Annotated in this window: 29 protein-coding genes and 1 tRNA gene; 21 read left to right on the forward strand and 9 right to left on the reverse strand. The window is 63.3% G+C overall.

The window, feature by feature from the left end; all coding sequences use genetic code 11:
- The first annotated feature begins 27 nt into the window (after positions 1-27).
- From LMTR3_RS05130 to LMTR3_RS05180, 11 genes are all read left to right on the forward strand, one after another.
- Entirely contained in the window at positions 28-1734 is a 1707-nt protein-coding gene (locus LMTR3_RS05130) for an FAD-dependent oxidoreductase (protein ID WP_065744054.1), read from the forward strand.
- Between the two features lie 180 nt (positions 1735-1914).
- Positions 1915-2421: a hypothetical protein gene (locus LMTR3_RS05135; RefSeq protein WP_065743992.1), complete on the forward strand. Its 507-nt coding sequence runs from the start codon at positions 1915-1917 to the stop codon at positions 2419-2421.
- Positions 2422-2537: 116 nt separating this feature from the next.
- Complete coding sequence (locus LMTR3_RS05140) at positions 2538-3362, forward strand: alpha/beta fold hydrolase (protein WP_065743993.1); 825 nt, start codon at positions 2538-2540, stop codon at positions 3360-3362.
- Between the two features lie 200 nt (positions 3363-3562).
- Positions 3563-4852, forward strand: coding sequence for a UDP-N-acetylglucosamine 1-carboxyvinyltransferase (murA, locus tag LMTR3_RS05145; RefSeq protein ID WP_065743994.1), 1290 nt, complete (start codon positions 3563-3565; stop codon positions 4850-4852).
- 80 nt (positions 4853-4932) lie between these two features.
- Positions 4933-5385, forward strand: coding sequence for a DUF2948 family protein (locus LMTR3_RS05150; protein ID WP_065743995.1), 453 nt, complete (start codon positions 4933-4935; stop codon positions 5383-5385).
- 189 nt (positions 5386-5574) lie between these two features.
- A complete protein-coding gene (gene hisD, locus LMTR3_RS05155) occupies positions 5575-6870 on the forward strand; it encodes a histidinol dehydrogenase (RefSeq protein WP_065743996.1) in 1296 nt (431 codons plus the stop codon).
- Positions 6867-7370, forward strand: coding sequence for a UPF0262 family protein (locus LMTR3_RS05160; protein WP_065743997.1), 504 nt, complete (start codon positions 6867-6869; stop codon positions 7368-7370). Before hisD ends, LMTR3_RS05160 begins: the two co-directional genes overlap by 4 nt.
- 48 nt (positions 7371-7418) lie before the next feature.
- A complete protein-coding gene (locus LMTR3_RS05165; RefSeq protein WP_065743998.1) occupies positions 7419-7886 on the forward strand; it encodes an arsenate-mycothiol transferase ArsC in 468 nt (155 codons plus the stop codon).
- A gap of 271 nt (positions 7887-8157) precedes the next feature.
- Positions 8158-8781 (forward strand): Maf-like protein, encoded by a 624-nt coding sequence (locus LMTR3_RS05170; protein ID WP_057845441.1) that lies wholly within the window; start codon positions 8158-8160, stop codon positions 8779-8781.
- A complete protein-coding gene (gene yacG, locus LMTR3_RS05175; protein WP_065743999.1) occupies positions 8771-8983 on the forward strand; it encodes a DNA gyrase inhibitor YacG in 213 nt (70 codons plus the stop codon). The genes LMTR3_RS05170 and yacG overlap by 11 nt, the downstream gene beginning before the upstream one ends.
- Before the next feature lie 138 nt (positions 8984-9121).
- Positions 9122-9197 (forward strand) — tRNA-Phe (locus LMTR3_RS05180).
- A gap of 19 nt (positions 9198-9216) precedes the next feature.
- On the opposite strand, the gene LMTR3_RS05185 is transcribed toward LMTR3_RS05180, so the two are convergent.
- Positions 9217-9567: a nuclear transport factor 2 family protein gene (locus LMTR3_RS05185; protein ID WP_065744000.1), complete on the reverse strand. Its 351-nt coding sequence runs from the start codon at positions 9565-9567 to the stop codon at positions 9217-9219.
- 166 nt (positions 9568-9733) lie between these two features.
- Here LMTR3_RS05185 and LMTR3_RS05190 point away from each other — a divergent pair, with 166 nt between their 5' ends.
- Complete coding sequence (locus tag LMTR3_RS05190) at positions 9734-10018, forward strand: hypothetical protein (protein WP_065744001.1); 285 nt, start codon at positions 9734-9736, stop codon at positions 10016-10018.
- 199 nt (positions 10019-10217) lie between these two features.
- Here LMTR3_RS05190 and LMTR3_RS05195 read toward each other — a convergent pair whose 3' ends face one another.
- On the reverse strand, positions 10218-11195 hold the full coding sequence (locus tag LMTR3_RS05195) for a tripartite tricarboxylate transporter substrate binding protein (protein ID WP_065744002.1): 978 nt from the start codon (positions 11193-11195) through the stop codon (positions 10218-10220).
- A gap of 595 nt (positions 11196-11790) precedes the next feature.
- Here LMTR3_RS05195 and LMTR3_RS05200 point away from each other — a divergent pair.
- The 3 genes from LMTR3_RS05200 to LMTR3_RS05210 all read left to right on the forward strand — a co-directional run bounded on the left by LMTR3_RS05200 (position 11791) and on the right by LMTR3_RS05210 (position 14363).
- Positions 11791-12243, forward strand: a complete 453-nt coding sequence (locus LMTR3_RS05200) for an NUDIX hydrolase (RefSeq protein ID WP_065744003.1) — start codon at positions 11791-11793, stop codon at positions 12241-12243.
- Positions 12240-12662: a DUF1810 domain-containing protein gene (locus LMTR3_RS05205; RefSeq protein WP_065744004.1), complete on the forward strand. Its 423-nt coding sequence runs from the start codon at positions 12240-12242 to the stop codon at positions 12660-12662. Before LMTR3_RS05200 ends, LMTR3_RS05205 begins: the two co-directional genes overlap by 4 nt.
- Positions 12663-13124: 462 nt before the next feature.
- A complete protein-coding gene (locus LMTR3_RS05210) occupies positions 13125-14363 on the forward strand; it encodes a CHRD domain-containing protein (protein ID WP_065744005.1) in 1239 nt (412 codons plus the stop codon).
- A gap of 153 nt (positions 14364-14516) precedes the next feature.
- On the opposite strand, the gene LMTR3_RS05215 is transcribed toward LMTR3_RS05210, so the two are convergent.
- A complete protein-coding gene (locus LMTR3_RS05215; RefSeq protein WP_065744006.1) occupies positions 14517-14807 on the reverse strand; it encodes a hypothetical protein in 291 nt (96 codons plus the stop codon).
- A gap of 190 nt (positions 14808-14997) precedes the next feature.
- Positions 14998-15492, reverse strand: a complete 495-nt coding sequence (locus LMTR3_RS05220; RefSeq protein WP_065744007.1) for a YciE/YciF ferroxidase family protein — start codon at positions 15490-15492, stop codon at positions 14998-15000.
- A 135-nt stretch (positions 15493-15627) separates the two neighbouring features.
- Here LMTR3_RS05220 and LMTR3_RS05225 point away from each other — a divergent pair, with 135 nt between their 5' ends.
- On the forward strand, positions 15628-15816 hold the full coding sequence (locus tag LMTR3_RS05225; RefSeq protein ID WP_028348083.1) for a hypothetical protein: 189 nt from the start codon (positions 15628-15630) through the stop codon (positions 15814-15816).
- A 383-nt stretch (positions 15817-16199) separates the two neighbouring features.
- Positions 16200-16490 (forward strand): hypothetical protein, encoded by a 291-nt coding sequence (locus LMTR3_RS05230; protein ID WP_028348084.1) that lies wholly within the window; start codon positions 16200-16202, stop codon positions 16488-16490.
- A gap of 105 nt (positions 16491-16595) precedes the next feature.
- On the opposite strand, the gene LMTR3_RS05235 is transcribed toward LMTR3_RS05230, so the two are convergent.
- The 3 genes from LMTR3_RS05235 to LMTR3_RS05245 all read right to left on the reverse strand — a co-directional run bounded on the left by LMTR3_RS05235 (position 16596) and on the right by LMTR3_RS05245 (position 18543).
- Positions 16596-16841: a PilZ domain-containing protein gene (locus tag LMTR3_RS05235; protein ID WP_065744008.1), complete on the reverse strand. Its 246-nt coding sequence runs from the start codon at positions 16839-16841 to the stop codon at positions 16596-16598.
- 120 nt (positions 16842-16961) lie between these two features.
- Positions 16962-17984, reverse strand: coding sequence for an aldo/keto reductase (locus tag LMTR3_RS05240; RefSeq protein WP_065744009.1), 1023 nt, complete (start codon positions 17982-17984; stop codon positions 16962-16964).
- A gap of 133 nt (positions 17985-18117) precedes the next feature.
- On the reverse strand, positions 18118-18543 hold the full coding sequence (locus LMTR3_RS05245) for a PaaI family thioesterase (RefSeq protein ID WP_065744010.1): 426 nt from the start codon (positions 18541-18543) through the stop codon (positions 18118-18120).
- Positions 18544-18623: 80 nt separating this feature from the next.
- On the opposite strand from LMTR3_RS05245, the gene LMTR3_RS05250 reads away from it, so the two are divergent.
- From LMTR3_RS05250 to LMTR3_RS05260, 3 genes are all read left to right on the forward strand, one after another.
- Complete coding sequence (locus tag LMTR3_RS05250; protein ID WP_065744011.1) at positions 18624-19253, forward strand: NUDIX hydrolase; 630 nt, start codon at positions 18624-18626, stop codon at positions 19251-19253.
- A gap of 139 nt (positions 19254-19392) precedes the next feature.
- The gene (locus tag LMTR3_RS05255; RefSeq protein ID WP_065744012.1) at positions 19393-20373 is read left to right on the forward strand and encodes a Bug family tripartite tricarboxylate transporter substrate binding protein; all 981 of its coding nucleotides are present in this window, start codon (positions 19393-19395) and stop codon (positions 20371-20373) included.
- An 88-nt stretch (positions 20374-20461) separates the two neighbouring features.
- Positions 20462-21655, forward strand: a complete 1194-nt coding sequence (locus LMTR3_RS05260; protein ID WP_065744013.1) for a hypothetical protein — start codon at positions 20462-20464, stop codon at positions 21653-21655.
- A gap of 148 nt (positions 21656-21803) precedes the next feature.
- Here LMTR3_RS05260 and LMTR3_RS05265 read toward each other — a convergent pair whose 3' ends face one another.
- Positions 21804-22109, reverse strand: coding sequence for a hypothetical protein (locus LMTR3_RS05265; protein WP_065744055.1), 306 nt, complete (start codon positions 22107-22109; stop codon positions 21804-21806).
- 197 nt (positions 22110-22306) lie between these two features.
- Between LMTR3_RS05265 and LMTR3_RS05270 the strand changes: the two genes are divergently transcribed.
- Positions 22307-22786: a hypothetical protein gene (locus LMTR3_RS05270; protein ID WP_065744056.1), complete on the forward strand. Its 480-nt coding sequence runs from the start codon at positions 22307-22309 to the stop codon at positions 22784-22786.
- Positions 22787-22793: 7 nt separating this feature from the next.
- On the opposite strand, the gene LMTR3_RS05275 is transcribed toward LMTR3_RS05270, so the two are convergent.
- Positions 22794-24011, reverse strand: coding sequence for an EAL domain-containing response regulator (locus LMTR3_RS05275; RefSeq protein ID WP_065744014.1), 1218 nt, complete (start codon positions 24009-24011; stop codon positions 22794-22796).
- Between the last annotated feature and the right edge of the window lie 87 nt (positions 24012-24098).

Below are 24098 nucleotides of genomic sequence, written 5' to 3' on the forward strand. Positions count from 1 at the left end.
CAGTTGTTGTTTCTTTGGGTGGCGATCATGAGTGCAGACATCACGGCTGGTCCGGCGACCGGCGCGACTTCCACCGCGTTTCCGCGTTACGAACAGACATTCCCGGCGCTCACCCATCACGAAATCGCGCGCATGCGCCGGTTCGGGGAGCTTCGGACCTACAAGGACGGCGAAATCCTGTTTGAGACCGGCAAGGTCGGTCCCGGCATGTTCGTGGTGCTGTCGGGCACGGTCGCGATCACCCAGCGCGACGGCCTCGGCCATATCACGCCCGTCATCGACCAGGGCCCGGGACAGTTTCTGGCCGAGATCGGACAACTCTCCGGGCGCGTCGCGCTGGTCGACGGCCACGCCGAGGGTGACGTCGAAACACTGCTGATCCCGCCGGACCAATTGCGTGCGCTTCTGGTCGCGGAAGCCGAGCTCGGCGAGCGCATCATGCGCGCGCTAATCCTGCGCCGGGTCAGCCTGATCCAGGGCGGCGTCGGTGGTCCGGTGCTGATCGGCCCGTCCTCCCTCGGCGACACGGCGCGGTTGCAGAATTTTCTGGCGCGCAACGGCCAGCCGCACCACGTGCTCGATCCCGCAAGCGACAAGGACGCGGCCGATCTCGTCGCGCGCTATTCGGCCTCGCGGGCCGATCTGCCGCTGGTGGTGTGCCCCGACGGTACCGTGCTGCGAAATCCGTCGGAGACGTCGCTGGCGCTGGCGGTCGGCATGATCACCAACCAGGCGCATGAGAGACTCTATGATGTGGCGGTGGTCGGCGGCGGTCCTGCCGGTCTCGCCACGGCGGTCTATGCCGCCTCCGAAGGATTGTCGGTGGCGGTATTCGACGCGCGGGCGTTCGGCGGCCAGGCCGGCGCCAGCGCGCGCATCGAAAACTATCTGGGTTTTCCGACCGGCATTTCGGGGCAGGCGCTCGCCGGCCGTGCCTACAATCAGGCGCAAAAATTCGGCGCCGAGATGCTGATACCGGTTTCGATCCGGTCGCTGGATTGCTCGCAGCGCGACGGCGTGTTCGCGCTGGCCACCGAATGCGGGCAGTCGCTGCGCGCCAAATCCATCGTGGTGGCGAGCGGGGCGCGTTACCGGCGGCCGGAAATCGAAAATCTCGATGTGTTCGAAGGCCGCGGCGTCTGGTACTGGGCCTCGCCGATCGAGGCCAAGCTGTGCGTCGGCCAGGATGTCGTGTTGGTCGGTGGCGGCAATTCCGCTGGCCAGGCCGCGGTGTTTCTGTCCGGCCATGCGCGCAAGGTCTACATGATCATCCGCGGCGGCGGGCTGGGCGCCAGCATGTCGCGCTATCTGATCGAGCGGATCGAGGCGGCGTCCAACATCGAGCTGGTCTTCAACGCCGAGGTGATTGCGGTCGAAGGCGGCGGCGATGGATCGCTTGAACGCGTGCGCTGGAAGAGCCGGCTGGCGCCCGAACAGCACAGTTTCGATGTCCGCAACCTGTTTTTGTTCGTCGGCGCCGACCCGGCGACCCATTGGCTGGACGGCTGCGGCGTCACGCTCGACCGCGCGGGCTTTGTGGTGACGGGAGCGCAGTCCGAACAAAATCTCGGCCGCCCGGTGCCGCCCCTGGAAACCTCGGTGCCCGGTGTGTTCGCGGTCGGCGACGTGCGCTCCGGCTCGGTCAAACGCGTCGGCGGCGCGATCGGCGAGGGCGCACAGGTGGTCGCCGCGCTGCATGGTTATCTCGCCGACGCCGCGAAACCGTCGCTATGATACGGCGTGGCTGCCGTCATTTGTGACAGAAGCGCAAATATTTCGTGCATCATACAACTTTTGTCGATGCGGATGAACTGGCGCACATGCCTGCCTTGCCGAAGGCCGCACGCGATGCGTGTGGAAATTCTTCGCGCCGCGTCGTAACGTTTAGAAGATTTCCAACGAAGGGGGCGCGTCATGATTTTAGGTATGAGTTTGGCAACATTCGTTCTCGTGCACGTCATCATCAGCCTGATCGCCATCGTGGCGGGCCTCATCGTGATGTTCGGGATGCTCGGCTCGAAGCGGATGCCGGGCCTGACCGCGATCTTCCTGGTGTTCACGATCTTGACCAGCGCGTCAGGATTTCCGATTCCGCCTCTTTTGTCCGAGAAGCTGTTGCCGTCGCATATGATCGGCATTCTCTCGCTGGTGCTGCTGGCGATCGCCTGTTTTGCGCTTTACGGCATGAAGCTTAACGGTGCCTGGCGCTGGATCTACGCGCTGACCGCGCTGGTCTCGCTCTATCTCAACGTGTTCGTGCTGGTGATCCAGTCCTTCCTCAAAGTGCCGGCGCTGCATGCGCTGGCGCCGAGCGTGCCACCGGCCGAGCCGCCGTTCGCGATCGTCCAGGGCATCGTGCTGGTATTCTTCGTCGTCGTGATCATCGGCGTGCTCCGGCGATACCGGCCGACGCCCACATAGGCTGGCCTCTGGTATCTACCGAGGCAAGTCCGCACATCGCAATCAACCACGTCAGCTTCCGGGCGACGCAATGACGCGTGCTCGGGGATGATGGCGTAACCAGAGGAGAATTCATAATGCCCACCATCACCACCAAAGACGGCGTCGAGATCTTCTACAAGGATTGGGGCAAGGGTCAGCCCATCGTGTTCAGCCACGGCTGGCCGCTGTCGGCGGACGATTGGGATGCGCAGATGCTGTTCTTCCTGAACAACGGCTTTCGGGTCATCGCTCATGACCGCCGCGGCCACGGCCGCTCCAGCCAGGTGGCCGACGGCCACGACATGGATCATTACGCTGACGACCTCGCGGCGCTGACGGCGCATCTCGATCTCAAAGGCGCCGTTCATGTCGGCCATTCCACCGGCGGTGGCGAGGTGGTGCATTACATCGCCCGCCACGGCGAGAGTCGGGTGGCAAAGGCGGCGATCCTCAGCGCCGTGCCGCCGCTGATGGTGCAGACGCCGGCCAATCCGGGCGGACTGCCCAAGGAAGTGTTTGACGGATTTCAGGCGGCGCTCGCGGCGAGCCGCACGAACTTCTATCGCGACATCGCGGCCGGTCCGTTCTACGGCTACAACCGGCCGGGCGCCAAGCCGTCGGAAGCCGTCATCGAGAATTGGTGGCGCCAGGGCATGATGGGCGGTGCGAAAGCGCATTACGACGGCATCGTCGCCTTCTCGCAGACCGACTTCACCGAGGACCTCAAGAAGATCAATGTGCCGGTGCTGGTGATGCACGGCGACGACGACCAGATCGTTCCTTACGAAGACTCCGCGCCGCTATCGGCGAAGCTTCTGAAGAACGGCACGCTGAAGACCTACAAGGGCTTTCCGCACGGCATGCCGACCACGGAGGCCGCCACCATCAACGCCGATTTGCTGGCGTTTATCAGGTCGTGAAGCTTGGTCATTCCGGGATGCGCCTCTTGGCGCGAGCCCGGAATCCATTGGGCGCAAGCGCTAGAGGAGGAATGGGTTCCGGGTTCGCTCACTTCGTGGGCGCCCCGGAACGACGGCGTACCCCATCAAATCGCCGCAAATGTCGCTGCTTCTGCTGTGGACGCACCCGCTCATAAATTGTGCACAGCAGAGGGCATGGCATGGACCGCATTCGTATTGTCGGCGGCAGCAAGCTCAACGGCACCATCGCGATTTCGGGCGCGAAGAACGCTGCCCTCCCGCTCATGATCGCAGCCCTGCTGACCGAGGAAACGCTGATCCTCGACAACGTGCCGCGGCTTGCCGATGTCGCGCAGCTGCAGCGCATCCTCGGCAACCATGGCGTCGACATCACCTCAGTGGGCAAGCGGCCGGGCGACGGCCAATATCAGGGCCAGACCCTGCACATCTCCGCCGCCAACATCATCGACACGACAGCGCCTTACGAACTGGTGTCGCGGATGCGCGCCAGCTTCTGGGTGATCGCGCCGCTATTGGCGCGCATGCATGAAGCGAAAGTCTCGCTGCCAGGCGGCTGCGCGATCGGCACTCGGCCGGTCGATCTCCTGATCATGGCGCTGGAGAAGCTCGGCGCCGAGCTTGCCATCGACGGCGGCTATGTGGTGGCGAAGGCGCCCGGCGGCCTGCGCGGGGCTGCGATCGATTTTCCCAAGGTGACGGTGAGCGGCACCCATGTCGCGCTGATGGCGGCAACGCTCGCCAAGGGCACGACCGTCATCAGCAATGCCGCGTGCGAGCCTGAAATCACTGATGTCGCCGACTGCCTGAACAAGATGGGCGCGCGCATCAGCGGAGCGGGCACGCCTCGCATCACAGTCGAGGGCGTCGAGAAGCTGCACGGCGCCCGCCACACTGTGCTGCCTGACCGGATCGAGGCCGGCACCTATGCGATGGCGGTCGCCATGACCGGCGGCGATGTGCAGCTTTCCGGCGCGCGCCCCGAACTACTACAGTCGGCACTCGACGTGCTGACCGAGGCCGGGGCCGTCATCACCGTCAACAATGATGGCATCCGCGTTGCCAGGAATGGCGCTGGGATCAAGCCGGTAACGGTGTCGACCGCGCCGTTCCCGGGTTTCCCGACCGACCTGCAGGCGCAATTGATGGCGCTGATGGCCTGCGCCGGCGGTTCCTCGCAGATCACCGAGACCATCTTCGAGAATCGCTTCATGCATGTGCAGGAGCTGGCGCGGTTCGGTGCGCGGATATCGCTGGACGGCGAGACCGCGACCATCGACGGCATCGCAAAACTGCGCGGCGCGCCTGTCATGGCGACCGACTTGCGGGCGTCGGTTTCGCTGGTTATCGCAGGCCTTGCCGCCGAGGGCGAAACCATGGTCAATCGCATCTATCACCTCGACCGTGGATTCGAGCGGCTGGAGGAAAAACTTTCGGCCTGCGGTGCGTTGATCCAGCGCATTAGTGATTAGAGCATGATCCGGAAAAGTGGGAACCGGTTTTCCGAAAAGATCATGCTCAAACAAAAGATCGAAGGGCTATCGAGGATCCTATGCCGGCGGACCCGCTCAAACTGATGGCGCTCGACGCCGACGATCTCGCGGTCATATCGGCCCATGTGCAGGACGCCCGCGTTTTGGCCTCCGATATCGTCTGGCGGCAGGGCGAAAAGCGGCTGGTGGTCGGCATGAGCCGGCTCGACTGGGAGCAGACGCTGTCAGGCGGAACCGAACCGCGCCGCTTGATCGCGGCGCTGCGCTTCGATCGGGTGCTGGCCTGCAAATCGCGCAACATCGATCTGCAGCGGCGCGAAGCGATGCTGGAACTGGTCGGGATCGAATTCCACCCGGGCGAGGCCCCCGGCGGCAGCGCGCTTCTCCTGTTCAGCCATGGCGAGGCGCTGCGGCTGGACCTCGAGTGCCTGGAATGCGAGCTGACCGACCTCGGCACCGGCGACCTCGGCACCAGCGACGTCGCGATAGCGCCCCTGGGGCCGGAGGGGTGACTCCGCAGCCTTAGGGTGAGCAAAGGCGCGCTTCGCGCCGTGCCCACCATCTCAGCCGCCGGTGGTCGTTAGGGTGGGCTCGCTTCGCTTAGCCCACCCTACGGGTCGGTTTCCGGGGTAGCAAGGGTTGACGGCCCTTGGCCGCCGCGCCATTGAGCAGGGGCCTCCGACGTCTCTCAGAAAGCCGCCATGCCCGTCCGCCTGGATACCAGCAGCGCCGATTTCGGTTCACGATTCAAGCAATTCCTCGCCGCCAAGCGCGAAGTTTCGGCCGATGTCGAGCGCGCTACGAGGGCCATCGTCGACGACGTGGCCGCGCGCGGCGACGCCGCCCTGATCGAGGCGACCAGGAAATTCGACCGACTCGAGCTTGCGGCCTCCGGCCTGCGCGTGACCGCGGCCGAGATCGACGCCGCCGTGAAGGCCTGCGATGCCGCGACCATCGACGCGCTGAAATTCGCCCGCGACCGGATCGAGGTGTTCCACCAGAGGCAGTTGCCGAAGGACGAGCGCTTCACCGATGCGCTCGGCGTCGAGCTCGGCTGGCGCTGGAGCGCGGTCGATGCGGTCGGCCTTTACGTGCCCGGCGGCACAGCGGCCTATCCGTCCTCGGTCTTGATGAACGCGGTGCCGGCCAAGGTCGCCGGCGTGCCGCGCGTGGTTATGGTGGTGCCGTCGCCGGACGGCAAGCTCAATCCGCTGGTGCTGGCGGCCGCCCATCTCGGCGGCGTCTCCGAAATCTATCGCGTCGGCGGCGCGCAGGCGGTGGCGGCGCTGGCCTTTGGCACGGCGACGATTGCGCCGGTGGCCAAGATCGTCGGCCCCGGCAACGCCTATGTCGCCGCCGCCAAGCGGCAGGTGTTCGGCAAGGTCGGCATCGACATGATCGCGGGTCCTTCGGAAGTGCTCGTCATCGCCGACGCGACCTCCAATGCCGGCTGGATCGCCGCCGATCTGCTGGCGCAGGCCGAGCATGACGCCAGCGCGCAGTCGATCCTGATCACCGACAGCGCAGACCTGGCCACCGAGGTCGAGCGCGCGGTGGAGTCGCAACTCGCGACGCTGCCCCGCGCCGAGATCGCGCGGGCTTCGTGGAACGATTTCGGCGCCATCATCATGGTGAAAGAGCTCGACGAGGCGGTCGAGCTTGCCAACGCAATCGCGGCCGAGCATCTCGAAATCATGACCGCGGATGCGGATGCGCTCGCGGCAAAGGTCCGCAACGCCGGCGCGATTTTCCTTGGCCCCCACACACCGGAGGCGATCGGCGATTATGTCGGCGGCTCCAACCACGTGCTGCCGACCGCGCGCTCGGCGCGGTTTTCGTCGGGGCTCGGCGTGCTAGACTTCATGAAGCGCACCTCGATTCTCAAATGCGGGCCGGACCAGTTGCGCGCGCTGGGGCCTGCCGCGATGACCTTGGGCAAGGCCGAGGGTCTGGATGCCCATTCACGCTCCGTCGGATTGCGCCTCAATTTGCCATGAACAAGCCGCCGCCAGACGATGACCAGCACAACCGCATCGTCGCGGTGACGCTCGACGAGGAATCGATCGGGCGTTCCGGCCCCGATATCGAGCATGAGCGGGCGATTGCGATCTACGATCTGATCGAGCAGAACCTGTTCGCGCCGGAAGAGACGGTGCCGGGGCCGTACACGCTGCACATCGCGATAACAGGCAATCGGCTGATGTTCGACATCCGCCAGGAGGACGGCACGCCCGTGGTGGCGCATTTGCTGTCGCTGACGCCGTTCCGGCGGATCGTGAAGGACTATTTCATGATCTGCGACAGCTATTATCAGGCCATCCGCACCGCCACGCCCGACAAGATCGAGGCCATCGACATGGGCCGCCGGGGCATTCATGACGAAGGCTCGCGCACGCTGCAGGAGCGGCTGAAGGGCAAGGTGCGCATCGATTTCGAAACCGCCCGCCGCCTGTTCACGCTGATCTGCGTGCTGCACTGGAAGGGGCAGGACGCATGACGCCGAAGCGCAGCGAGGTCTCGTCCCGGACGAGAGAAGCCTGACCGCATGGAGGCGCCGCCCCGCGCGCGCAATCCGCAGGCCGTGCTGTTCGCATGCGGGCTGAACAGCGTGCGCTCGCCGATGGCGGCGAGCCTGCTGCAGCAGATGTTTCCGCAAGGCCTCTATGTGAAATCTGCCGGCGTCAAGAAGGGCGAGCTCGATCCGTTCGCTGTCGCGGTGATGGCCGAGCTCGGCCAGGATATTTCCGGCCACAAGCCGATCACGTTCGAAGAGCTCGAGGATTGGGAAGGGCTCAATTTCGATCTCATCATCACGCTGTCGCCGGAAGCCCACCACAAGGCGTTGGAGCTGACGCGCACGCATGCCGCCGATGTCGAATACTGGCCGACGCCGGACCCGACCGACGCCGAAGGCAACCGCGAGCAAAAGCTCGCCGCCTATCGCGACGTCTGCGACGGCCTATCGATGCGCATCCGCCGGAGGTTTGCCAAGGCCGGCGCGCCGAGCGGGTAAGGCTCTCACCGTCGTTCCTGCGAAAGCAGGAACCCCGAGCGTGAGCGCAATTGCGCTCATCGCGGCGCCGCGGCCGTGCGATTCGAGGCAGTGCCAGTCGCTGCCTGTCATTCCCATGACAAACGCCTGGTGGTTATGGGCCCCTGCGTTCGCAGGGGCGACGGAGATAGTGGAGCTTCAACAATCACTTGTTCCCCGGTTGTGGAATGGAGTGCCTTCCGATAGGTTCCGCGCGCGATCCACCCGAATCCTTCTCCCCGACACATCCAGCATGCTTGGCCGTCCCAAACTCGTTCTTGCTTCCGGTTCGCCGCGGCGGCTCAGCCTGCTCAACCAGGCCGGCATCGAGCCCGACGCGCTGCGCCCGGCCGATGTCGACGAGACCCCGAAGCGGGGCGAGCTGCCGCGCGCCTGCGCCAATCGGCTGGCGCGGGCCAAGGCCGATGCGGCGCTGAAATCGGTCCATCTCGACGACGAGCTGCGCGGCGCCTTCATCCTCGCCGCCGATACCGTGGTCGCGGTCGGCCGCCGCATTCTCCCGAAGGCCAATCTGGTGGATGAGGCCGCGCAGTGCCTGCGGCTGCTCTCGGGGCGCAATCACCGCGTCTACACCGCGATCTGCCTGGTGACGCCGAAGGAGGCGTTCCGCCAGCGCCTGATCGAAACCCGCGTGCGCTTCAAGCGTTTGAGCGAGGATGACATCCAGGCCTATATCGGCTCCGGTGAGTGGCGCGGCAAAGCCGGCGGCTATGCCGTGCAGGGCATCGCCGGCTCCTTCGTGGTCAAGATGGTCGGTTCCTACAGCAACGTCGTCGGGCTGCCGCTCTACGAATCGGTCACGCTGCTCGGCGGGGAGGGCTTCCCGATCCGCTTCGGCTGGCTCAATGCCAGTTGACGGCGGCCCTAAGGATTCCGGCGGGAAGGACCCCGGCGGGACCAAGCCGCCGCCAAAGCCCTGCCCGGTCTGCGGCAAGCCGGCCGACCCAGCCACACTCCCATTCTGTTCCAAACGCTGCCGCGACGTCGATCTGAACCGCTGGCTCTCCGGCCGCTATGTCATCCCCGGCCGCCCCACCGACCCCGAAGACGCCGAATAGCCGTGTCTCACCAAATATTTGGGGACGAGTTCGACGGCGGGCAGCGCCCAGCGAAGCCAAAGGCGAAGCCGGGTGGACAGGCGCGTCCGACCTCTCTATAAACCGCCCGCTCGGTGCGGCCTTTGGGCCTTCGAGTAGGCCCAGGTAGCTCAGTTGGTAGAGCATGCGACTGAAAATCGCAGTGTCGGTGGTTCGATCCCGCCCCTGGGCACCATGACGTCCTCTCGAAGCGATCAATAAAAGAACCGCTCCTCGACGATCTTGCCGTCCTTGACGGTGTAGAGGCCGATTTCGTCCATCTGCGTGCGCTGGCCGGTCGCCTTGGGCGTCACGTCGATCTTGAAGCGCAGGGCGAAGCGATCGCCGTTCACATAAGGCCCCTCGGCTTGGAAGCTATGCACATCATGATTGGCGGTCCACCATTCGCCCTTGCCGTGCACCGCCGCGCGGCCGCGGACCTCGCGCATGGGCCCCTCTTGGGCCTCGTAGCTCACGACGTCGTCCGACCAGAAGCGCTCCGCCTCGTCGAACTTGCCGGCTTTGAGTGCGGCGGTGAACTGCTTGGCAACCTCGGTGGTGCTCATAACGATTCCTCCCACTCTTGCTCTCGCTACATATCTTCTCTTCGGATCTTGTCGATGATGTGAACTGCCGGGCGTAGTCTGAAGCCGGGCCGACGTGTATCAGGGCACCAAATGGAGAAATCCCTTGTCCGAGCCTGATCGATCGACTCCACGAGACCCGGAGCCCATGCGCGCCACCGCCCGTCTGCCCGGCCTCGAGATCGAGATTGTCCACCGTCGTTCGGCAGAGGGCGATCGCGAGCAGATTTCCATCAACATGCTGGCGGTGCCCTCGTTCGATGCGTTCGAGCAATATCTGCGCGCGATGAATCCGTTCGCGCTGTGGGTCGAGGCCGCGCGAGCTGTCTGGGCGCCGTGGTTTGAGGCCACACGCACGGCAACGTTGCCATACGTGGATTCGCCGAAGCTGACCAAGGGCGATCCGCAGCCGGATTCGGAAAAGGCGGAATAGCGCCCGCACAGCGACAGCGACACTAGACTTGGCATTTCAATCGTTGCGTCCACGCCGCCCTTGAGCACCACATCGCCCATAAGCCCTGTCAAGGCTCAGAGTGGGAATTCATGTCTGGAATTACGGTGACTAATACGGTCGAGACGTCGTCGATTGAGCGCGGGATCAGTGGATTAAGTGCACCGTCATCGTAGCAGTTTCACTTCTGCTCCTGCGCCTTCATCTCTTCCGCGAACGGCCGCAATGCCTGGTTCATGTCGTCGAGACGCTTTTGCCATTCTGCGCCGGGCATGAAAGCAAGAACGGGGGCGTCGCCGGGCGAGCTCTTGATGTATTCCGGATCGCGCAAGCCATCCGCGATTGCAGCTTCCAGCTTTTTGACGACGTCGTCCGGAACGGCCTTTGGCACGGCGAAGCCGCGTTCCGCGGTCATCGTGAGTGCGATGCCTGCTTCCTCTGCTGTTGGAACGTCGGGGAGGGACGGAGAACGCTGCTTCGACAGGATCGCAATCGCGCGGAGTTGTCCCTTGTTGGTGCCGTGCAGCTCGGGGAGTTCGCTGAGGCTGACCATTCCGACCTGCAGATGGCCGCCCAGAAGATCGGTCCTTTGCGCGGCCGTTCCGCGATAGGAAATTTCGTTGGGCTCGACCTTGGCAGCGCTTGCCAGCATGCGGATCGCCAGATGTCCATTCGTGCCCGCGCCATTATGGCCGAATGTCACCGAACCCGGCTTGCTGCGCAGCGCAGCCAGAACGTCGGCAAGACTTGCAAGCTTGCTGTCCGCAGGCACCACGATCACGCTGGGATCGTCGACCACGCGCGCGACCAGGCGGATTTCATCCATGCTGTACTGGGTCTTTCGCGTCATCGGGATAAAATTATATCCGGGCACGTTGACCACGCCGATCGAGTACGCATCTGGCGCGGCGCGGGCAATCGCGGCAAACGCGATCTCTCCACCGGCGCCAGGCTTGTTCAGCACGACAAATTTGGACTTGCCGCCCAATCTCTGCTCGACGAACGGCAATAGCTTGCGCGCCATGACGTCGGTGCCGCCACCGGGAGCAAAGCCGATGACAACTTCGATCGGCTTGTCGTCCGGCCATCCCGCCCAAGCTGGTCCACAAGCTACAATTCCGACTGCTGCTGCAACCAGTGCGACGACCTTACTACGCATGACATTCCACCCTTTTTCTTGTTGTTGGGCGGTCGCGCCGCCGCCTGGCAGCGCGACCGACGATTTATGCGTATCGCTTGTATCTGTTCGGCTTGGCGAAGAACAGCGAACGGCAAGCATAGCCGCATGAGCCAAACGGGGCGCGCATTCGCGCGACCCGTTGGTTTATGCGGGCTACTTGCTGAGCTTTTATCGTCGCCGACGTGGTTTGTATTTCGGAGGGTCTGTTCCGGTAATTGCCCGATACCACGCGGCGTCTGATTGCGCGAGCGCTCTGTCCGCGGCAAGATCAGATTGCGCACGATAGAATTGACTTATGGCGAGATAGCAATCTGTGCGTGCTGGTCCGCGCGGTATCGCTTCGCAGTTCTCCTGCGCGTCCGCAACGGCAGGAGAGGCCACCAGCAACACTGTGACGAGACTTGCGGTCCAACGTGTCATACCGTCTTCTAGCAAGCGTAGCCCGGATGAGCGAAGCGACATCCGGGTTTTGGTTGTACCGATCCCCGCATATCGCTTTGCTCATGCGGGCTAGTTGCTGGAGCAAGGATCATTGAAGGCGGCACGTCGATCACCCCTCAGCGCGGGCATCCTGATGTACCGTTGCAGCGGGACGGGGCTGGAAGTCCTCCTTGTGCATCCGGGCGGACCTTACTGGCGACGCAAGGACGAGGGCGCATGGTCGATCCCGAAGGGAGAGATGGACGGAGAGGAGGATGCCAGCGCCGTTGCGAGGCGTGAATTCGCCGAAGAAACCGGCGTCGTGCTTGCGGGTCAGCCACTCGAGCCGCTGGGCGAAATTCGCCAGCGTGCTGGAAAGCGGGTGATCGCCTTCGCCGTCGAAGGCGATCTCGATGTTCACGCCATCCGGAGCAATACGTTTGAGATCGAATGGCCGCCGAGAAGCGGCAAGATGCAGACATTCCCGGAGATCGATCGCGCGGAATGGTTTGACCTCGCGGCGGCACGGGCGAAGATTATCGAAGGCCAGCGGCCGCTGCTCGATCGCCTTGCCGACCTTGTCGGCCAATCAGGAACGCCGCCATGAATGATCCGTTTGATCTGAAGCGTTTTGTGGATGCGCAAGCGCCGGTTTACCAGCGCGTCGTGGCCGAGTTGAGCCGTGGCCGCAAGCAAAGCCACTGGATGTGGTTCATCTTCCCTCAGCTCGCCGGTCTCGGCTTTAGCGACATGGCGCAGCGCTATGCGATCGCCTCGCGCGACGAGGCGATCGCCTATCTCAAGCACGATATCCTGGGGCCTCGGCTTCTCGAATGCACCGCTCTCGTCAACGCCGTTGAAGGCAAGGCCATCCGGGAGATTCTCGGCAGCCCTGACGATCTGAAGTTTCGCTCGTCGATGACCTTGTTCGCCGCGGTGTCTTCCGATCCCGCGTTTCCTGCCGCGATCGCCAAATACTATGGCGGTGTGGCCGATCGTCGAACGCTCGAGCTGCTTGGCGGTTAGGGCCTAAGCAAACGTAGCCCCGGATGAGCAAAGCGATAATCCAGGTTGAGGTAGTACCGATCCCCGCATGTCGCGGAGCCTGTCATCGGGCGCGCATTCTCGCGACCCGTTGGCTCATGCGGGCTACTTGCTAATGGTTCCATCGAGATGTGCACGCTGGGTGGCACGAGAACCAAGTTCAGCGTCGGCAACCGAACATTGCAATCACAATGTGTCGATCGGAATAAACGATCACAATAGCGCCCGGTCGAGGGCCTAAAGCGGCGGACCTTAGTTGGCGCGATCCAGCGATCCCTTGTTCTCGGCCGAAATACCGCGAGAAGGACAACGCGCCGATTCCGCGATAGCGGAGCGACGCGGCGCCTGATCCATGCCGGCGCGAGCCGGGTGCAACATCTGTCACATGTGCAGGCCGGCGTCGCTGGCCGCCGACCTGCTGCGCAAAAAGCAGAGGAGGCTCTCATGTCCACAGCATTCCGCGTGGTTCTCGAAGGCACTCAGGAAGTCCCCCCGAACGACTCGGCTGCAAGCGGTCTCGGCACCGTCATCTTTGACAGCACGGAAATTGCCGCGAGCTATACGTTTCGGATCGAGGGCGTCGATTACGGCCCGATTACGGGCGGTCCCGCCCAGACGCCGTCGACCGACGATGATGTCATCTCCACGCATTTTCACAACCAGGTGCGCGGAGTAAACGGGCCCGTTGTCTTCGGGCTGATCAACCCGGCCCAGGACGAGGATGATCTCAACATCGCGCTGAATGCGGACGGCTCCTGGATGGTCAGTGGTCGATGGGAGACGACGGACCCCGCCAGCGTTCCAATCACAGACTTCGCCGACGAATTGGGCTCAGCTCCGGTGGGAACGGAGATCCCGATCTATTTCAACGTCCATACCAACCAATTTGAAGGAGGCGAGATCCGGGGTCAGTTGATCGCCATCGCAGATGACAACGACAACGTTGTCGTCGGAACGCCGGGCGACGATTTTCTTCCCGGGCTCGGCGGCAATGACATCATCCGCGGCCTTGCCGGGAACGACAGACTTGAAGGCGGCGACGGCGACGACATTATCAGGGGCGGCCAGGGAGACGACGATATCAATACAGGCGCCGGCAATGACCTGGTTTTCGGTGGTCAAGGCAACGATACCGTCGGCGGCATGGCCGGAGCCGATACAGTCTTCGGCGGTGCCGGCGATGACTTCATCGCCTGGAACGACCCTACGGGCGATGTCGTGTTTGGAGACGCCGGGAATGACACGCTGCGAGGCGGCGACGTTGCGGCCGACACGATCTTTGGTGGTAACGGTGACGACCTCATCCGGGCGGTCGCCAACCAGCAATTGGCGGATCACGCGCCCGACCGCCTGTTCGGAGACCGCGGCAATGACACCATCATCGGCGGCAATGCCGGTGATACGATCGAAGGCGGCGCCGGCGACGACAACCTCGCCGGTTTCGGTGGAGCCGATCAGTTCCTCTTTCGCGAGTCTGAACCAGGCAATGATACCATTACCGACTTCGACGTAACGCAGGACCTCGTGGTGTTGGAAGGCTTTGGAGCTGACTTCGACCCGCTGGACAATCTGAGCGCGGCCGCTTCGGGCACCACCCTTGATCTCGGCGAGGGCAATCAGGTGCTGTTCCTGGGTCTTCTTCCGACCGAGTTGAACGCCGCTAATTTCCTCGTGACCGCTTGAGGTCGCGGAGGCGGGCTGGGATCTACGGCCCGCCTCCGGCTCCCCCTTGGCGATTGTCCGTCGTCTCGCGCTGCCTTCCAAAGCTTCTCCGTCATCTCACGAGTTAGCGCAGCGCGCTTATTCCTGAGATGACGGAGCAAAGGATCGGCGGGCCTAAATCCCGAACACGCTGAAGATCGCGCCGAAGATCGCTGCGATGACGGCCAGCACGCCGAAGATAACGGCGGCCAAAGCATTGAGCAGCATTTCGACCAGATCCGATGCGGAGCTTGCTGCAACGATTACGACGCAGCAACCGGCTCCGATCAGCATTGAGGTGACCATGCCGAACGCCACGATCCACAGCACGGTAAAGACCAGCCCGCCGAGAATCACCGCGGCGGCGATGCGGCGGAAAGGGCTGGCGTTCGATGCAGACCGTGCGGCCGGCTGTGGCGAATTCATTATCCGACAATCCTCTATGATCCGGATTGTCGTCGCCGGGCCGGAGAAGGTTCAACCGAACCTGAATGTAGCGCGCTCAGCTAATGCTGTCGGCGCGTGTCGACGTCCTGAGCGGCGGCGTCACATGCGCGGACGCTGCACCTCGTGCTGGCGCGGTTTGAGCATTTGCGAGCGCCGGCAGCCCCCATAATCACGCCGCCAGCGCATCCGGATTGACCTCGCCCTTGGCGATATCGGTGAGCAGCGCATCGATCTCTTTCTCTTCCATCAGGCTCTCGTGCAGCGTCGCCTGGTCGTTGCGCAATTCCAACTGCCCGGCCAGCGCGGCGGCCGAGCCGTAGGCAGCGATTTCATAGTGCTCGAGCTTCTGGGCGGATGCGATCAGGCCGGCATCGCGAAGATCGTCGCCCGCCAGCATGCCGAGCATCTTCCGGGTCTCGCGGATGAGCGCCTCCATGGCCTGGTCGACATGCGCCGTCGGATCTGCGCCATGCTGGCGAAGGATCGCCACAAGGCGGCCCTTCTGCGTGACCGTCTCCGCGTGATGGTCCACCAGCGCGTCCTTGAGTGCCGGGTGGGATGCCGCCGCCGCCATCCGCAGCAGGGCTTCCGCAAGTTGGTCCTCGACGCTCACCAGTTCCTGCAGTTCGGCAATGTACATGTCCTTGAAATTCTTGATCTCCATGGCGAAATCCTTCTCTCAGGATGCTTATGAGGCGATATCATTCCAACGAGGCCACGACGCATCTGGTTCCGGTCCAAGATCTGATCTCCAAGACCTGATCGAAGAGACCTGATCGAAGACCCAGGAGGTGCTGCGATGACGGAATGGTACTTTGTCTGGGTGGAAGGCCTGCGAGGGCCTGCGCCGCAGAAATGGTCATCGGACGGGCTTTGGGGGCAGGTCGGCCGTCAGGATGTCATCGTCCGTTTTGCGCTGAGCGACGAGGAAGCGCATCTGCCGCTCGACGAACTGGCAAGGCGCCATCCCATTCCCGACGGGAAATAGCCGGCGGCAGTCACGCGATGCCGGCGGCCGTTCGAAAGAACTGCCCCGCACCTGTCGCACCGGTCGATAGCGATCGCGGGCCGTCAGGATCGCCGGAACTTCTCCGCCTGGTTCCCTGCGATTTCAAAATGCCTTTCTGCGGAACATTGCGAATTTAATTTCGTTGCCGGCTTGAAGCGGCGCCAAGAGGCACCACTGTCCCGACTTCAATTCGGCGTGCTTGCGGAATTGAAAGCGAAGCTGCGAGCCGGCGCGCGGCGCCGGTGGGGACGAGCGATCAGGATCCGACACGCTTGACGTCAATTCCCTCCGCAGAAGAGCCGCGCGCGGTCAAGGCCGTCACGCGGTGCTCACCAACCAGAAGCCAAGTAAGGAGATCGTGCATGAAATTGAACTCGGCACAGGTGGAACGCGCTCTGACGCAATTCGAAGCCCAGGCGCTTCCCGACGATCATCCGGTGGTTCCGCAGCTAGCCAGCATGTTTGGGGATCATACATTCTTCCTCGACAGCGGCGGGCTCAACGTCCTGGAGCCGACCGAGGCTTCCGAGCGGGAAACCACAATCGGCATGATCGTAAACCTTGCTTATTGGAGCGATGAGACGCTGACGAAATTGTCGCCACACGAGCCCGAGCCGACAGGCGTGATCGTCAGTCTCGAATCCAGACACTGAACTCTTCGAGTCCGGGACTCGGCGTGTGTTTCAGACGATTTGTCGTGCGCGGTCGCGTGCCGCGCGCGGCGATTGCTGGAGTGCGCGAGGCAGGTTTCGAACGAGTCAGGTTTCGAAATGAACCCCGATCCGCGTCTCTTTTCGCCAGACGACGCGGCACGGCACATGGATGTGGTCGGCTTCGATCACCAGCGTGAAGCGTTCGGGAATGCCGACCGGGGAACTCACTTGGAGCGCAGCGCCGGTTTCGGAGAGATTGCGCACCGTGCAATCGATGACGGCGCCGCCGCCAAACGAAATCTTGCCCGACTTCAAGAGCCGACGTCGTGGTGCTATTCTGTGCTCGTCCACCACATGGACCTCCCTTCTGAACAGGGGAGTTTCTACGGGCGAGGTTACTATCCCGTTACCGAGCGTTCTACCCCGGATGCAACGCCAAGTCGTGGGTCGCCGCGGAACCGCCGCTTCCGCTCATCGAGCTTGGTCGTCCGTTCGCGCCCGCCGGCCCTCGATCGGGTAGGCCGGGTCATTGAATCCCGGCGTCGAGGGATGGCCGCTCACCACCAGCCGGTCGACCAGCGCCTCGTCCTCCGCCGTGAAGCGATAGTCGAGCGCTTGGAGATAGTCATCCCATTGCTGTTCGGTCCGCGGGCCCGCGATCACCCCGCTCACGAATGACGAGTTCAGCACCCATGAAACCGCGAATTGCCCGGCGGTGATGCCGCGCGCTTCGGCGTGCCGCTTGATCTCCTGGGCGAGCTGCAGCGATTCCGGCCGCCATTCGGTCTGCATCATGCGCTTGTCGGCGCGCCCCGCACGCGTGTCCTGGCCGGGCGCCGCATCCGGCCTGTACTTGCCGGTCAGCACCCCGCGCGCCAAGGGGCTATAGGGCACGATGCCGAGGCCGTAATAGCCGCAAGCCGGAAAGTGCTCGACCTCCGGCATCCGGTTCATGGCGTTGTAATAGGGCTGGCTGACGATCGGGCGATCGATGCCGTTGTTGTCGCAGATGTTGCAGATCTCGGCGACGCGCCAGGCGCGGTAGTTGGAGACGCCAAAATAGCGGATCTTTCCCTGGCGCATCAAATCGCCCATCGCGCGCACCGTCTCCTCCAGCGGCGTCGCGTGGTCCTCCTTGTGCAAATAATAGATGTCGATGAAATCGGTGCCGAGCCGTTGCAGGCTTTCGTCCGCGGCCTGCATCACCCAGCGCCGCGACAGCCCGCCGCGATTGGGATCGTCGCCGATCTGGTTGGCGAGCTTTGTCGCCAGAATCCAGTTCGTGCGGTTGTTTGAAATGGCACGGCCGACCACCTGCTCGGACTGGCCGCCATTATAGGCATCCGCGGTGTCGATGAAGTTGACGCCGGCCTCGCGCGCTTTCGCAATGATGCGCGACGACGTGGCTTCGTCGGTCGGGCCGCCGAACATCATGGTGCCCAGGCAGATCGGTGAAATCTTCAGGCCGCTGCGGCCGAGTTGGCGGTATTGCATTGGGGTAGGTCCTCCATCCTGGGCCGTCATTCCGGGATGGTGCGTCAGCACCAGACCTCAGATGCGCAATTGCGCATCGGGGAATCTCGAGATTCCGGGTTCGATGCTGCGCATCGCCCCGGAATGACGGCGTCTAACCCTCACTCTTCAATATCTTGAACACGCCGCTCGCCATCGCGATACAGCGTTTGTCGACCGTCACTTCGGTCGTGATGAAAATAAGGCTGCGGGTGGAGCGCACCACGTGCGGCTTCGACACCAAAACCTCTCCGATCTTGCCGGCTTCGACAAAGTGCGTATCGAGCTGCACGGTCGCCAGCGTCGGCTTGCCCGAGACGAAGCGGGCGGTCATGCCGCAGGTGCGGTCGGCGAAGGTCATGATGACGCCGCCTTGCACCAGGCCGCGGCGATTGTGGTGCTTGTCCTCGGTGGCAAGCGCGTATTCATGCGCGCCGTCGACGACGCGCTGCCACAGCGGGCCGATCAGGTGCAGGAAGCCGGAGGTTTCGACGATCTTCCAGCCGTCGGATTTTAGCTTGTCCGCGGCCTTCACTGTCATGTCGTGCTTTCCGTTTCCTGCGGGCTATCTTGCTGTCCGGGGTCATTTCATCTGATGCGCTGGTGTTGTAGTCAAGCGGGATGGCCAGGCCATTTGACGATACCACACGGCGGAATATTGCGGAGCTTTGCGCGGCATTTACGCGGGTGCCCTCGGAGCGCGCAGAGCCTGAGCTGAAGCGCGCCGCGGTCGCCATCGCGCTGACGGAAGCCGAGAGCGGCCCGGGCACCACATTTCTGTTGACCCGCCGCGCCGCAAGCCTGCGCGCCCATGCCGCCCAATGGGCGTTGCCGGGCGGGCGCTGCGACCACGGCGAGATGCCGGCGCAGGCCGCGTTGCGCGAGCTCCACGAAGAACTCGGCGTCGGCCTCGGCGAAAGCGATGTGCTGGGCCTGCTCGACGATTACCCGACGCGCTCAGGCTATCTGATCACGCCGGTGGTGGTCTGGGTCGGCACGAGCGCCGATATCGTCCCCAATCCGGCGGAGGTCGCCTCGGTGCACCGCGTCGCGCTCGACGACATCGAGCGAGCCGATGTCTTCAGCTTCACCAGGATTCCCGAAAGCACGCGGCGCGTGATCCGCTTCCGCCATGCCGGCCAGCACATCCACGCGCCAACGGCGGCGCTGATCTATCAGTTTGCCGAAGTGCTGGCGGGTCGCGAGACCCGTGTGGCCGAACTGGAGCAGCCGGTGTTCGCCTGGAAATAAGGTCGGCGCCGCTACCGAAACGGCTGCTCATCTCACCATGTGAGAGAGCGTGCTCACGCAGCGCGGGTTGCGGATGTTGGTGGTTTCGGAGACGATAGCTGCGTCAAAGAAGAAGAACATATCCGGGAGTCGCCCCACCATGTCCATCGGGAGAAAGTGGCTTTGCATCGCGGCCGCCATACTCGGCCTGAGCGCAGCAACAGACGTTTCGCACGCTCAAACCTATCCGGCCCGCGCCATCACGCTGGTCATTCCATTCGCGCCCGGCGGCAGCACCTCGATCGTCGGCCGCGCCATTGCCGACAAAATGAGCGAGATGCTCGGTGAGAAGGTGGTAGTCGACAACCGTCCCGGCGCCGGCGGTACGGTCGGCACCAAGGCGGTCGCGAAAAGCGATCCCGATGGCTACACGCTGCTATTGGGCTACACCGGCACGCTCGCCATAGGCCCCTCGCTCTACAAGAATCCCGGCTACGATCCGCGCAAGGATTTTGCGCCGATCGGCATGATCGGCAACGCACCGAATTCGCTCGTGTTGCATCCATCATTCCCGCCAAAGAGTGTCGCCGAATTGATTGCCTATGCGAAGGCCAATCCCGACAAGGTCAATTTCGGATCGGCCGGCGCCGGCACCGCCAGCCACATCACCGGCGAATATTTCGCCCGCGCCGCCGGCATCAGGCTGGTGCATATCCCCTACAAGGGCACCGGCCCGGCGTTGACCGATCTCCTCGGCGGCCATATCCCGATGGCCTTCGCGCCGATCCCGGCCTCGCACGCCAACGTCTCCGCCGGCAAATTGCGCGCACTTGCGGTCAGCAGCACCACGCGGTCGAGCCTGTTGCCCGACGTGCCGACGCTGATGGAGGCGGGGCTAGCCGGCTTCGACGCTTCGCTCTACTACGGCCTCGTCGCGCCTGCCGGCACGCCGCGGCCGATCGTCGACAAGCTCAACAAGGCCCTGCGCGACGCGCTCGCTTCCGACGAGGTGAAGAAGCAGTTGGGCAATGACGGCACCGAAATCACCCCCGGCACGCCGGAAGACTATGCGGCGTTCATCGACAAGGACGAGAAGAAGTGGTCGCAGCTAGTGAAGGCCAGCGGCGTCGAGCAGGAGTGACTTTCTCCCTTCTCCCCTTGTGGGAGAATGAAAAAGTGTCGCTCCCTTTCGGGGCTGACATCGCGGCGGCGCTTGCTACAACGATACGATGCGCCTGCCATTGATTCGCATGGGTTCCGGATTAGCTGCGCTCGCGCTGCTCGCGAGTGCGCCGCCTGCCGTGGCAACGCAGCCGCTCCCTCCCTCAACCGCCGACGCCATGGCGCAAGCCGCCTCGCCGCAGGCGATGGCCGACTACCGTCGCAAGCTGAAAGAGTATCAGGAGGCCCGCGCCGCCTTCGAAGAGCAGGCGGGCGCCTATTGGGCCTCAGTCTCCGAGAAGCGAAAGGGCCGCAACGCCAAGCGCCGGGAACGCCAGGCCATCACGCTCAACGATTACGTGCTGACGCAGCCGCCGGTCTACACCGGTCCGAAGCGCCCGGTCAGTCCGGAACCGGAAGAAGAAAAGCCGCCGCGCGAGCGCAAGCCGCTGCCGGTGGTTGCCGATTTTCTCAAAGCGGCTGCCGAGCATTTCCAGTTCACGCCGCAACGGCCGGCAACCGAAGTCGAATTCAAGCGCGCCTATGCCCGCTACGCGTTGGCCGCGGGACTAACGCGCGAGCAGGCGGTGCGGGTCTACTCGTTCGAGACCGGCGGTAACGGCAATTACGACATGCAGTCGGGGCTGAACCCCTCGAAACCGGGCTCGCGCGCGATCTCGACCGCGATCGGCTACAATCAGTTGCTCACCACCAACAGCGTCGAGCTTTTGGCCGAACAGGGCCACGAGATCATCAAGGAACTGACGGCAAGGGCCGCGACGCTGTCGGGTGCGCCGCGCAAGGCGATGGACCACAAGCTTGCCGTCCTGAAAAGGATGGTGGCGTTTACGCGCACCGTGCCGGATACCTGGTCCGAGCATGAGAAGCTCGCCAATACCCCGCAGGGCTGGGCTGTGCACGCCATGGTGCTCGATGTCGACGTCGGACCGATGCTGCAGACCCACAAGCTGCTGACATCGGTCCATTTCGCGCGCATCAAGGGCTATAATCGGCCGCTGACCGCGGCCGAACTCGAAATGATGAACCTAACCGGCGACGGCACCGGCCTCGACATGGTCACCATGCCGCAGGCGATGCGCGAGCAGGTGCCGACCTCGAATTTTTTCCAGCGCGGGGGCTACGAGCGTAACCCGGTCGCAATCCGCCATAACACGGTGGCGAAACTATTGGCGATCACCGACGAGCGGATGGATTTCAACTCCAGCAAGCCCGGCGCGAAGGAGTTGGCGACGGCGTTTTAGGTTGCCTCTGCCCTTCTCCCCTTGTGGGAGTAGGTGGCGCGGATGAAATCCGCGCCGGATGAGGGGCTCTCTCCGCGGAGACAGACCCCTCATCCGTCTTCGCGTTCCGCGAAGCCACCTTCTCCCACAAGGGGAGAAGGAAGAAAGTTCACTCTGACCCGAACATGAACTTGCCGTCGCCTTCCAGATAGGGGCCGGACCGCATGTAGAGCTGTCCATTCTGGCCGATGAAGAACAATGTGCCCTTCGGCACCTTCTTGGCCCCCTTGAGCAGCAGGCCCGCATTGTTCGTGCCCAGCTTGTAGGCGAGCGTCTTGCCGTCCCTGCCGTAGGCGTAGCCCATGTCCGACTTCAATTCCCAAGGCGTTGGTGCGGCGCCTTGCGCCAATGCGCCGGTCGAAAAGCCCGCCAGGATGGCCACCGTCAAAACCGTCTTCGTTGAAATGCACGTCATCATCCATCCTCCCCGTGAGCCTTCGGCTTCTGTCCCACGTTTTGAACAAATCACGAACGGCCTTACGCCGTCAATTGCCACCTTCGACGCATCACACGGCCCTTGAGACTTTGTGATTTCCCGCGTCCGACTTCGCGACTATGTTCGCTTTCCGGCGACAAGCATGCATTGCGAAAAACGTCATAGGGATGGTCAGGATGAACCACGTCATGAAGATCGGTCTTGGTGTTGCGCTAGCATTCATGACGCCGGCTCAAGCGGCAGAGGCTGACAATTTCAAGCTGTCCAACAACCAACGGATCGCCTGCAGCCGGGGCTTGAGTGCGGGCAAGCTCAACACCTCGACCTGCAAATCCTATGCTTACGTGTTCAACACCAAGACGTCAGAGTATTTCCGCTGCCAGGTCTCGATGGCGCTGACGCGGGACAACAAGGAAGTCATCAACGTGCAGGCCGACGGCGGCTGCACCAAGAAGCCCCGCATCTTCGATACCGACGCGAACTATTCGTTCGATGCCACCGAGACCGAGCCGCCGAATACCAATTCGTTCTTCGGCCCCGGCGGCTATGCGATCTGGGCCAGCGACAACAATAATCTGAAGGTGCGCGGCTGCATCATCATCTCGTCCGGTCTCGGCTCCGACATCGCGAAATGCATCGACATGAAGTTCGAGTGAGCCTCGCTCAGAGAGCCTTCTCGGGGCCGGCAGCAAGCTGAGGGCGCGAGCGCGCGAATTTGCGCACCCCGACGGGCTTGCCGAACAGATGGCCCTGGATCAGATCGAATCCCATGTCGTGCGCGGCAAGATAATCGGCGCGCGTCTCGATGCCCTGGGCGACGGCGCGAGCGCCGTTGTCTCGGGCCAGTTCGACGATGCTTCGGCATACCGTCTGCTTCAGCCGATCGTCGGCGCAGCCCTTGACGTATTGCTGGTCGACCTTCAACTCGACGAACGGGAAGCTCCGAAGCTCCAGCAGCGACGGCCATTCCGCGCCGACATTGTCGATGGCGATCGCGATATTGTGCAGGCGCAACCGTCTTGCGGTGTCCACTGCGAGATCAGGATGGTCGACCACCTCGCTGCTGTTGATTTCGATCAAAAGTCCGCCGAACGCGGGGTGGGCAGGCATTGCGCGGCACAGATCGCGCACCGCCGCTGCGTCGTCGAAGAACGATATCGGCAGGTTGATCGAGAGGTCGACCGGGCCCTGGCTCTCCAGCAGATAGCGCCAGTCCTCGATCGCGCGGCCGATCACGAATTCGGAAAGCTGGCAAAAATGCGGATCCTTGTCGTCGGGAATGAAGTAGGCCGGTGGGACCACGCCCCAGGCAGGATGCCGCATCCGGACCAGCGCCTCCGCTCCGCCGGGGACCAGCGTGCGTGTGTTGATCTTCTGCTGATACCACAATTCGAGCCAGCCAGCCTTCAACGCCTCGGCGACGTCGACGGCCGGGCTTGGCGCCGGCTCGGCAGGCAGCAGCGTCGCTAGGCTGGCGCGCAGGCTCGCCGCGCCGAACGGCGTCGGCAGGGAGGGCAGCATGGCAATGCCGTATTCTTCGCCAATTTGCCTGACGGCCTTAACCATGATCGTGTCGGGTTGACCGATCACGAGAACCTTGCCGCCGAAATTTTTTCGGACAATTGCCTCGAGAATTTCGCCGACATTGATCCCGTCGGCGCACACGCTGAGCACGATCAGGTCCGGCTGCTCCGCCTGCAGTACGCCTGCCAAATCGCCGGCCTGGCCGCATTCACAGGTGACGAACCCGAGATCCTCGAGAGCGTCGGAAAGAAACAATCGGAGGTGCTTTTTGCTGTCGACGACGCACGCTCTGGGCGCCAGCTTCCGATGCCCAAAGTGCGCCGCGCGCGAATACTCGACAAAGTTGATTTGCTCCATGCCACCCTCCCGCTAGCTACCCCAACGCCAGTGGTACATCGGCGTTGCGGTCGCAATCATGGAATTTTGCGGCAGGTCACATGATTA

The organism is Bradyrhizobium sp. LMTR 3 (assembly GCF_001693485.1).
In the GTDB taxonomy this organism is placed as follows: Bacteria; Pseudomonadota; Alphaproteobacteria; order Rhizobiales; family Xanthobacteraceae; genus Bradyrhizobium.

Excerpts from the sequence above, each read along its gene's own strand:
- LMTR3_RS05130 (WP_065744054.1), top strand. The coding sequence starts at position 28 with ATGAGTGCAGACATCACGGCTGGTCCGGCGACCGGCGCGACTTCCACC.
- LMTR3_RS05135 (WP_065743992.1), top strand. The coding sequence starts at position 1,915 with ATGATTTTAGGTATGAGTTTGGCAACATTCGTTCTCGTGCACGTCATC.
- LMTR3_RS05140 (WP_065743993.1), top strand. The coding sequence starts at position 2,538 with ATGCCCACCATCACCACCAAAGACGGCGTCGAGATCTTCTACAAGGAT.
- murA (WP_065743994.1), top strand. The coding sequence starts at position 3,563 with ATGGACCGCATTCGTATTGTCGGCGGCAGCAAGCTCAACGGCACCATC.
- LMTR3_RS05150 (WP_065743995.1), top strand. The coding sequence starts at position 4,933 with ATGCCGGCGGACCCGCTCAAACTGATGGCGCTCGACGCCGACGATCTC.
- hisD (WP_065743996.1), top strand. The coding sequence starts at position 5,575 with ATGCCCGTCCGCCTGGATACCAGCAGCGCCGATTTCGGTTCACGATTC.
- LMTR3_RS05160 (WP_065743997.1), top strand. The coding sequence starts at position 6,867 with ATGAACAAGCCGCCGCCAGACGATGACCAGCACAACCGCATCGTCGCG.
- LMTR3_RS05165 (WP_065743998.1), top strand. The coding sequence starts at position 7,419 with ATGGAGGCGCCGCCCCGCGCGCGCAATCCGCAGGCCGTGCTGTTCGCA.
- LMTR3_RS05170 (WP_057845441.1), top strand. The coding sequence starts at position 8,158 with ATGCTTGGCCGTCCCAAACTCGTTCTTGCTTCCGGTTCGCCGCGGCGG.
- yacG (WP_065743999.1), top strand. The coding sequence starts at position 8,771 with ATGCCAGTTGACGGCGGCCCTAAGGATTCCGGCGGGAAGGACCCCGGC.
- LMTR3_RS05185 (WP_065744000.1), bottom strand. The coding sequence starts at position 9,567 with ATGAGCACCACCGAGGTTGCCAAGCAGTTCACCGCCGCACTCAAAGCC.
- LMTR3_RS05190 (WP_065744001.1), top strand. The coding sequence starts at position 9,734 with ATGCGCGCCACCGCCCGTCTGCCCGGCCTCGAGATCGAGATTGTCCAC.
- LMTR3_RS05195 (WP_065744002.1), bottom strand. The coding sequence starts at position 11,195 with ATGCGTAGTAAGGTCGTCGCACTGGTTGCAGCAGCAGTCGGAATTGTA.
- LMTR3_RS05200 (WP_065744003.1), top strand. The coding sequence starts at position 11,791 with ATGTACCGTTGCAGCGGGACGGGGCTGGAAGTCCTCCTTGTGCATCCG.
- LMTR3_RS05205 (WP_065744004.1), top strand. The coding sequence starts at position 12,240 with ATGAATGATCCGTTTGATCTGAAGCGTTTTGTGGATGCGCAAGCGCCG.
- LMTR3_RS05210 (WP_065744005.1), top strand. The coding sequence starts at position 13,125 with ATGTCCACAGCATTCCGCGTGGTTCTCGAAGGCACTCAGGAAGTCCCC.
- LMTR3_RS05215 (WP_065744006.1), bottom strand. The coding sequence starts at position 14,807 with ATGAATTCGCCACAGCCGGCCGCACGGTCTGCATCGAACGCCAGCCCT.
- LMTR3_RS05220 (WP_065744007.1), bottom strand. The coding sequence starts at position 15,492 with ATGGAGATCAAGAATTTCAAGGACATGTACATTGCCGAACTGCAGGAA.
- LMTR3_RS05225 (WP_028348083.1), top strand. The coding sequence starts at position 15,628 with ATGACGGAATGGTACTTTGTCTGGGTGGAAGGCCTGCGAGGGCCTGCG.
- LMTR3_RS05230 (WP_028348084.1), top strand. The coding sequence starts at position 16,200 with ATGAAATTGAACTCGGCACAGGTGGAACGCGCTCTGACGCAATTCGAA.
- LMTR3_RS05240 (WP_065744009.1), bottom strand. The coding sequence starts at position 17,984 with ATGCAATACCGCCAACTCGGCCGCAGCGGCCTGAAGATTTCACCGATC.
- LMTR3_RS05245 (WP_065744010.1), bottom strand. The coding sequence starts at position 18,543 with ATGACAGTGAAGGCCGCGGACAAGCTAAAATCCGACGGCTGGAAGATC.
- LMTR3_RS05250 (WP_065744011.1), top strand. The coding sequence starts at position 18,624 with ATGGCCAGGCCATTTGACGATACCACACGGCGGAATATTGCGGAGCTT.
- LMTR3_RS05255 (WP_065744012.1), top strand. The coding sequence starts at position 19,393 with ATGTCCATCGGGAGAAAGTGGCTTTGCATCGCGGCCGCCATACTCGGC.
- LMTR3_RS05260 (WP_065744013.1), top strand. The coding sequence starts at position 20,462 with ATGCGCCTGCCATTGATTCGCATGGGTTCCGGATTAGCTGCGCTCGCG.
- LMTR3_RS05265 (WP_065744055.1), bottom strand. The coding sequence starts at position 22,109 with ATGACGTGCATTTCAACGAAGACGGTTTTGACGGTGGCCATCCTGGCG.
- LMTR3_RS05270 (WP_065744056.1), top strand. The coding sequence starts at position 22,307 with ATGAACCACGTCATGAAGATCGGTCTTGGTGTTGCGCTAGCATTCATG.
- LMTR3_RS05275 (WP_065744014.1), bottom strand. The coding sequence starts at position 24,011 with ATGGAGCAAATCAACTTTGTCGAGTATTCGCGCGCGGCGCACTTTGGG.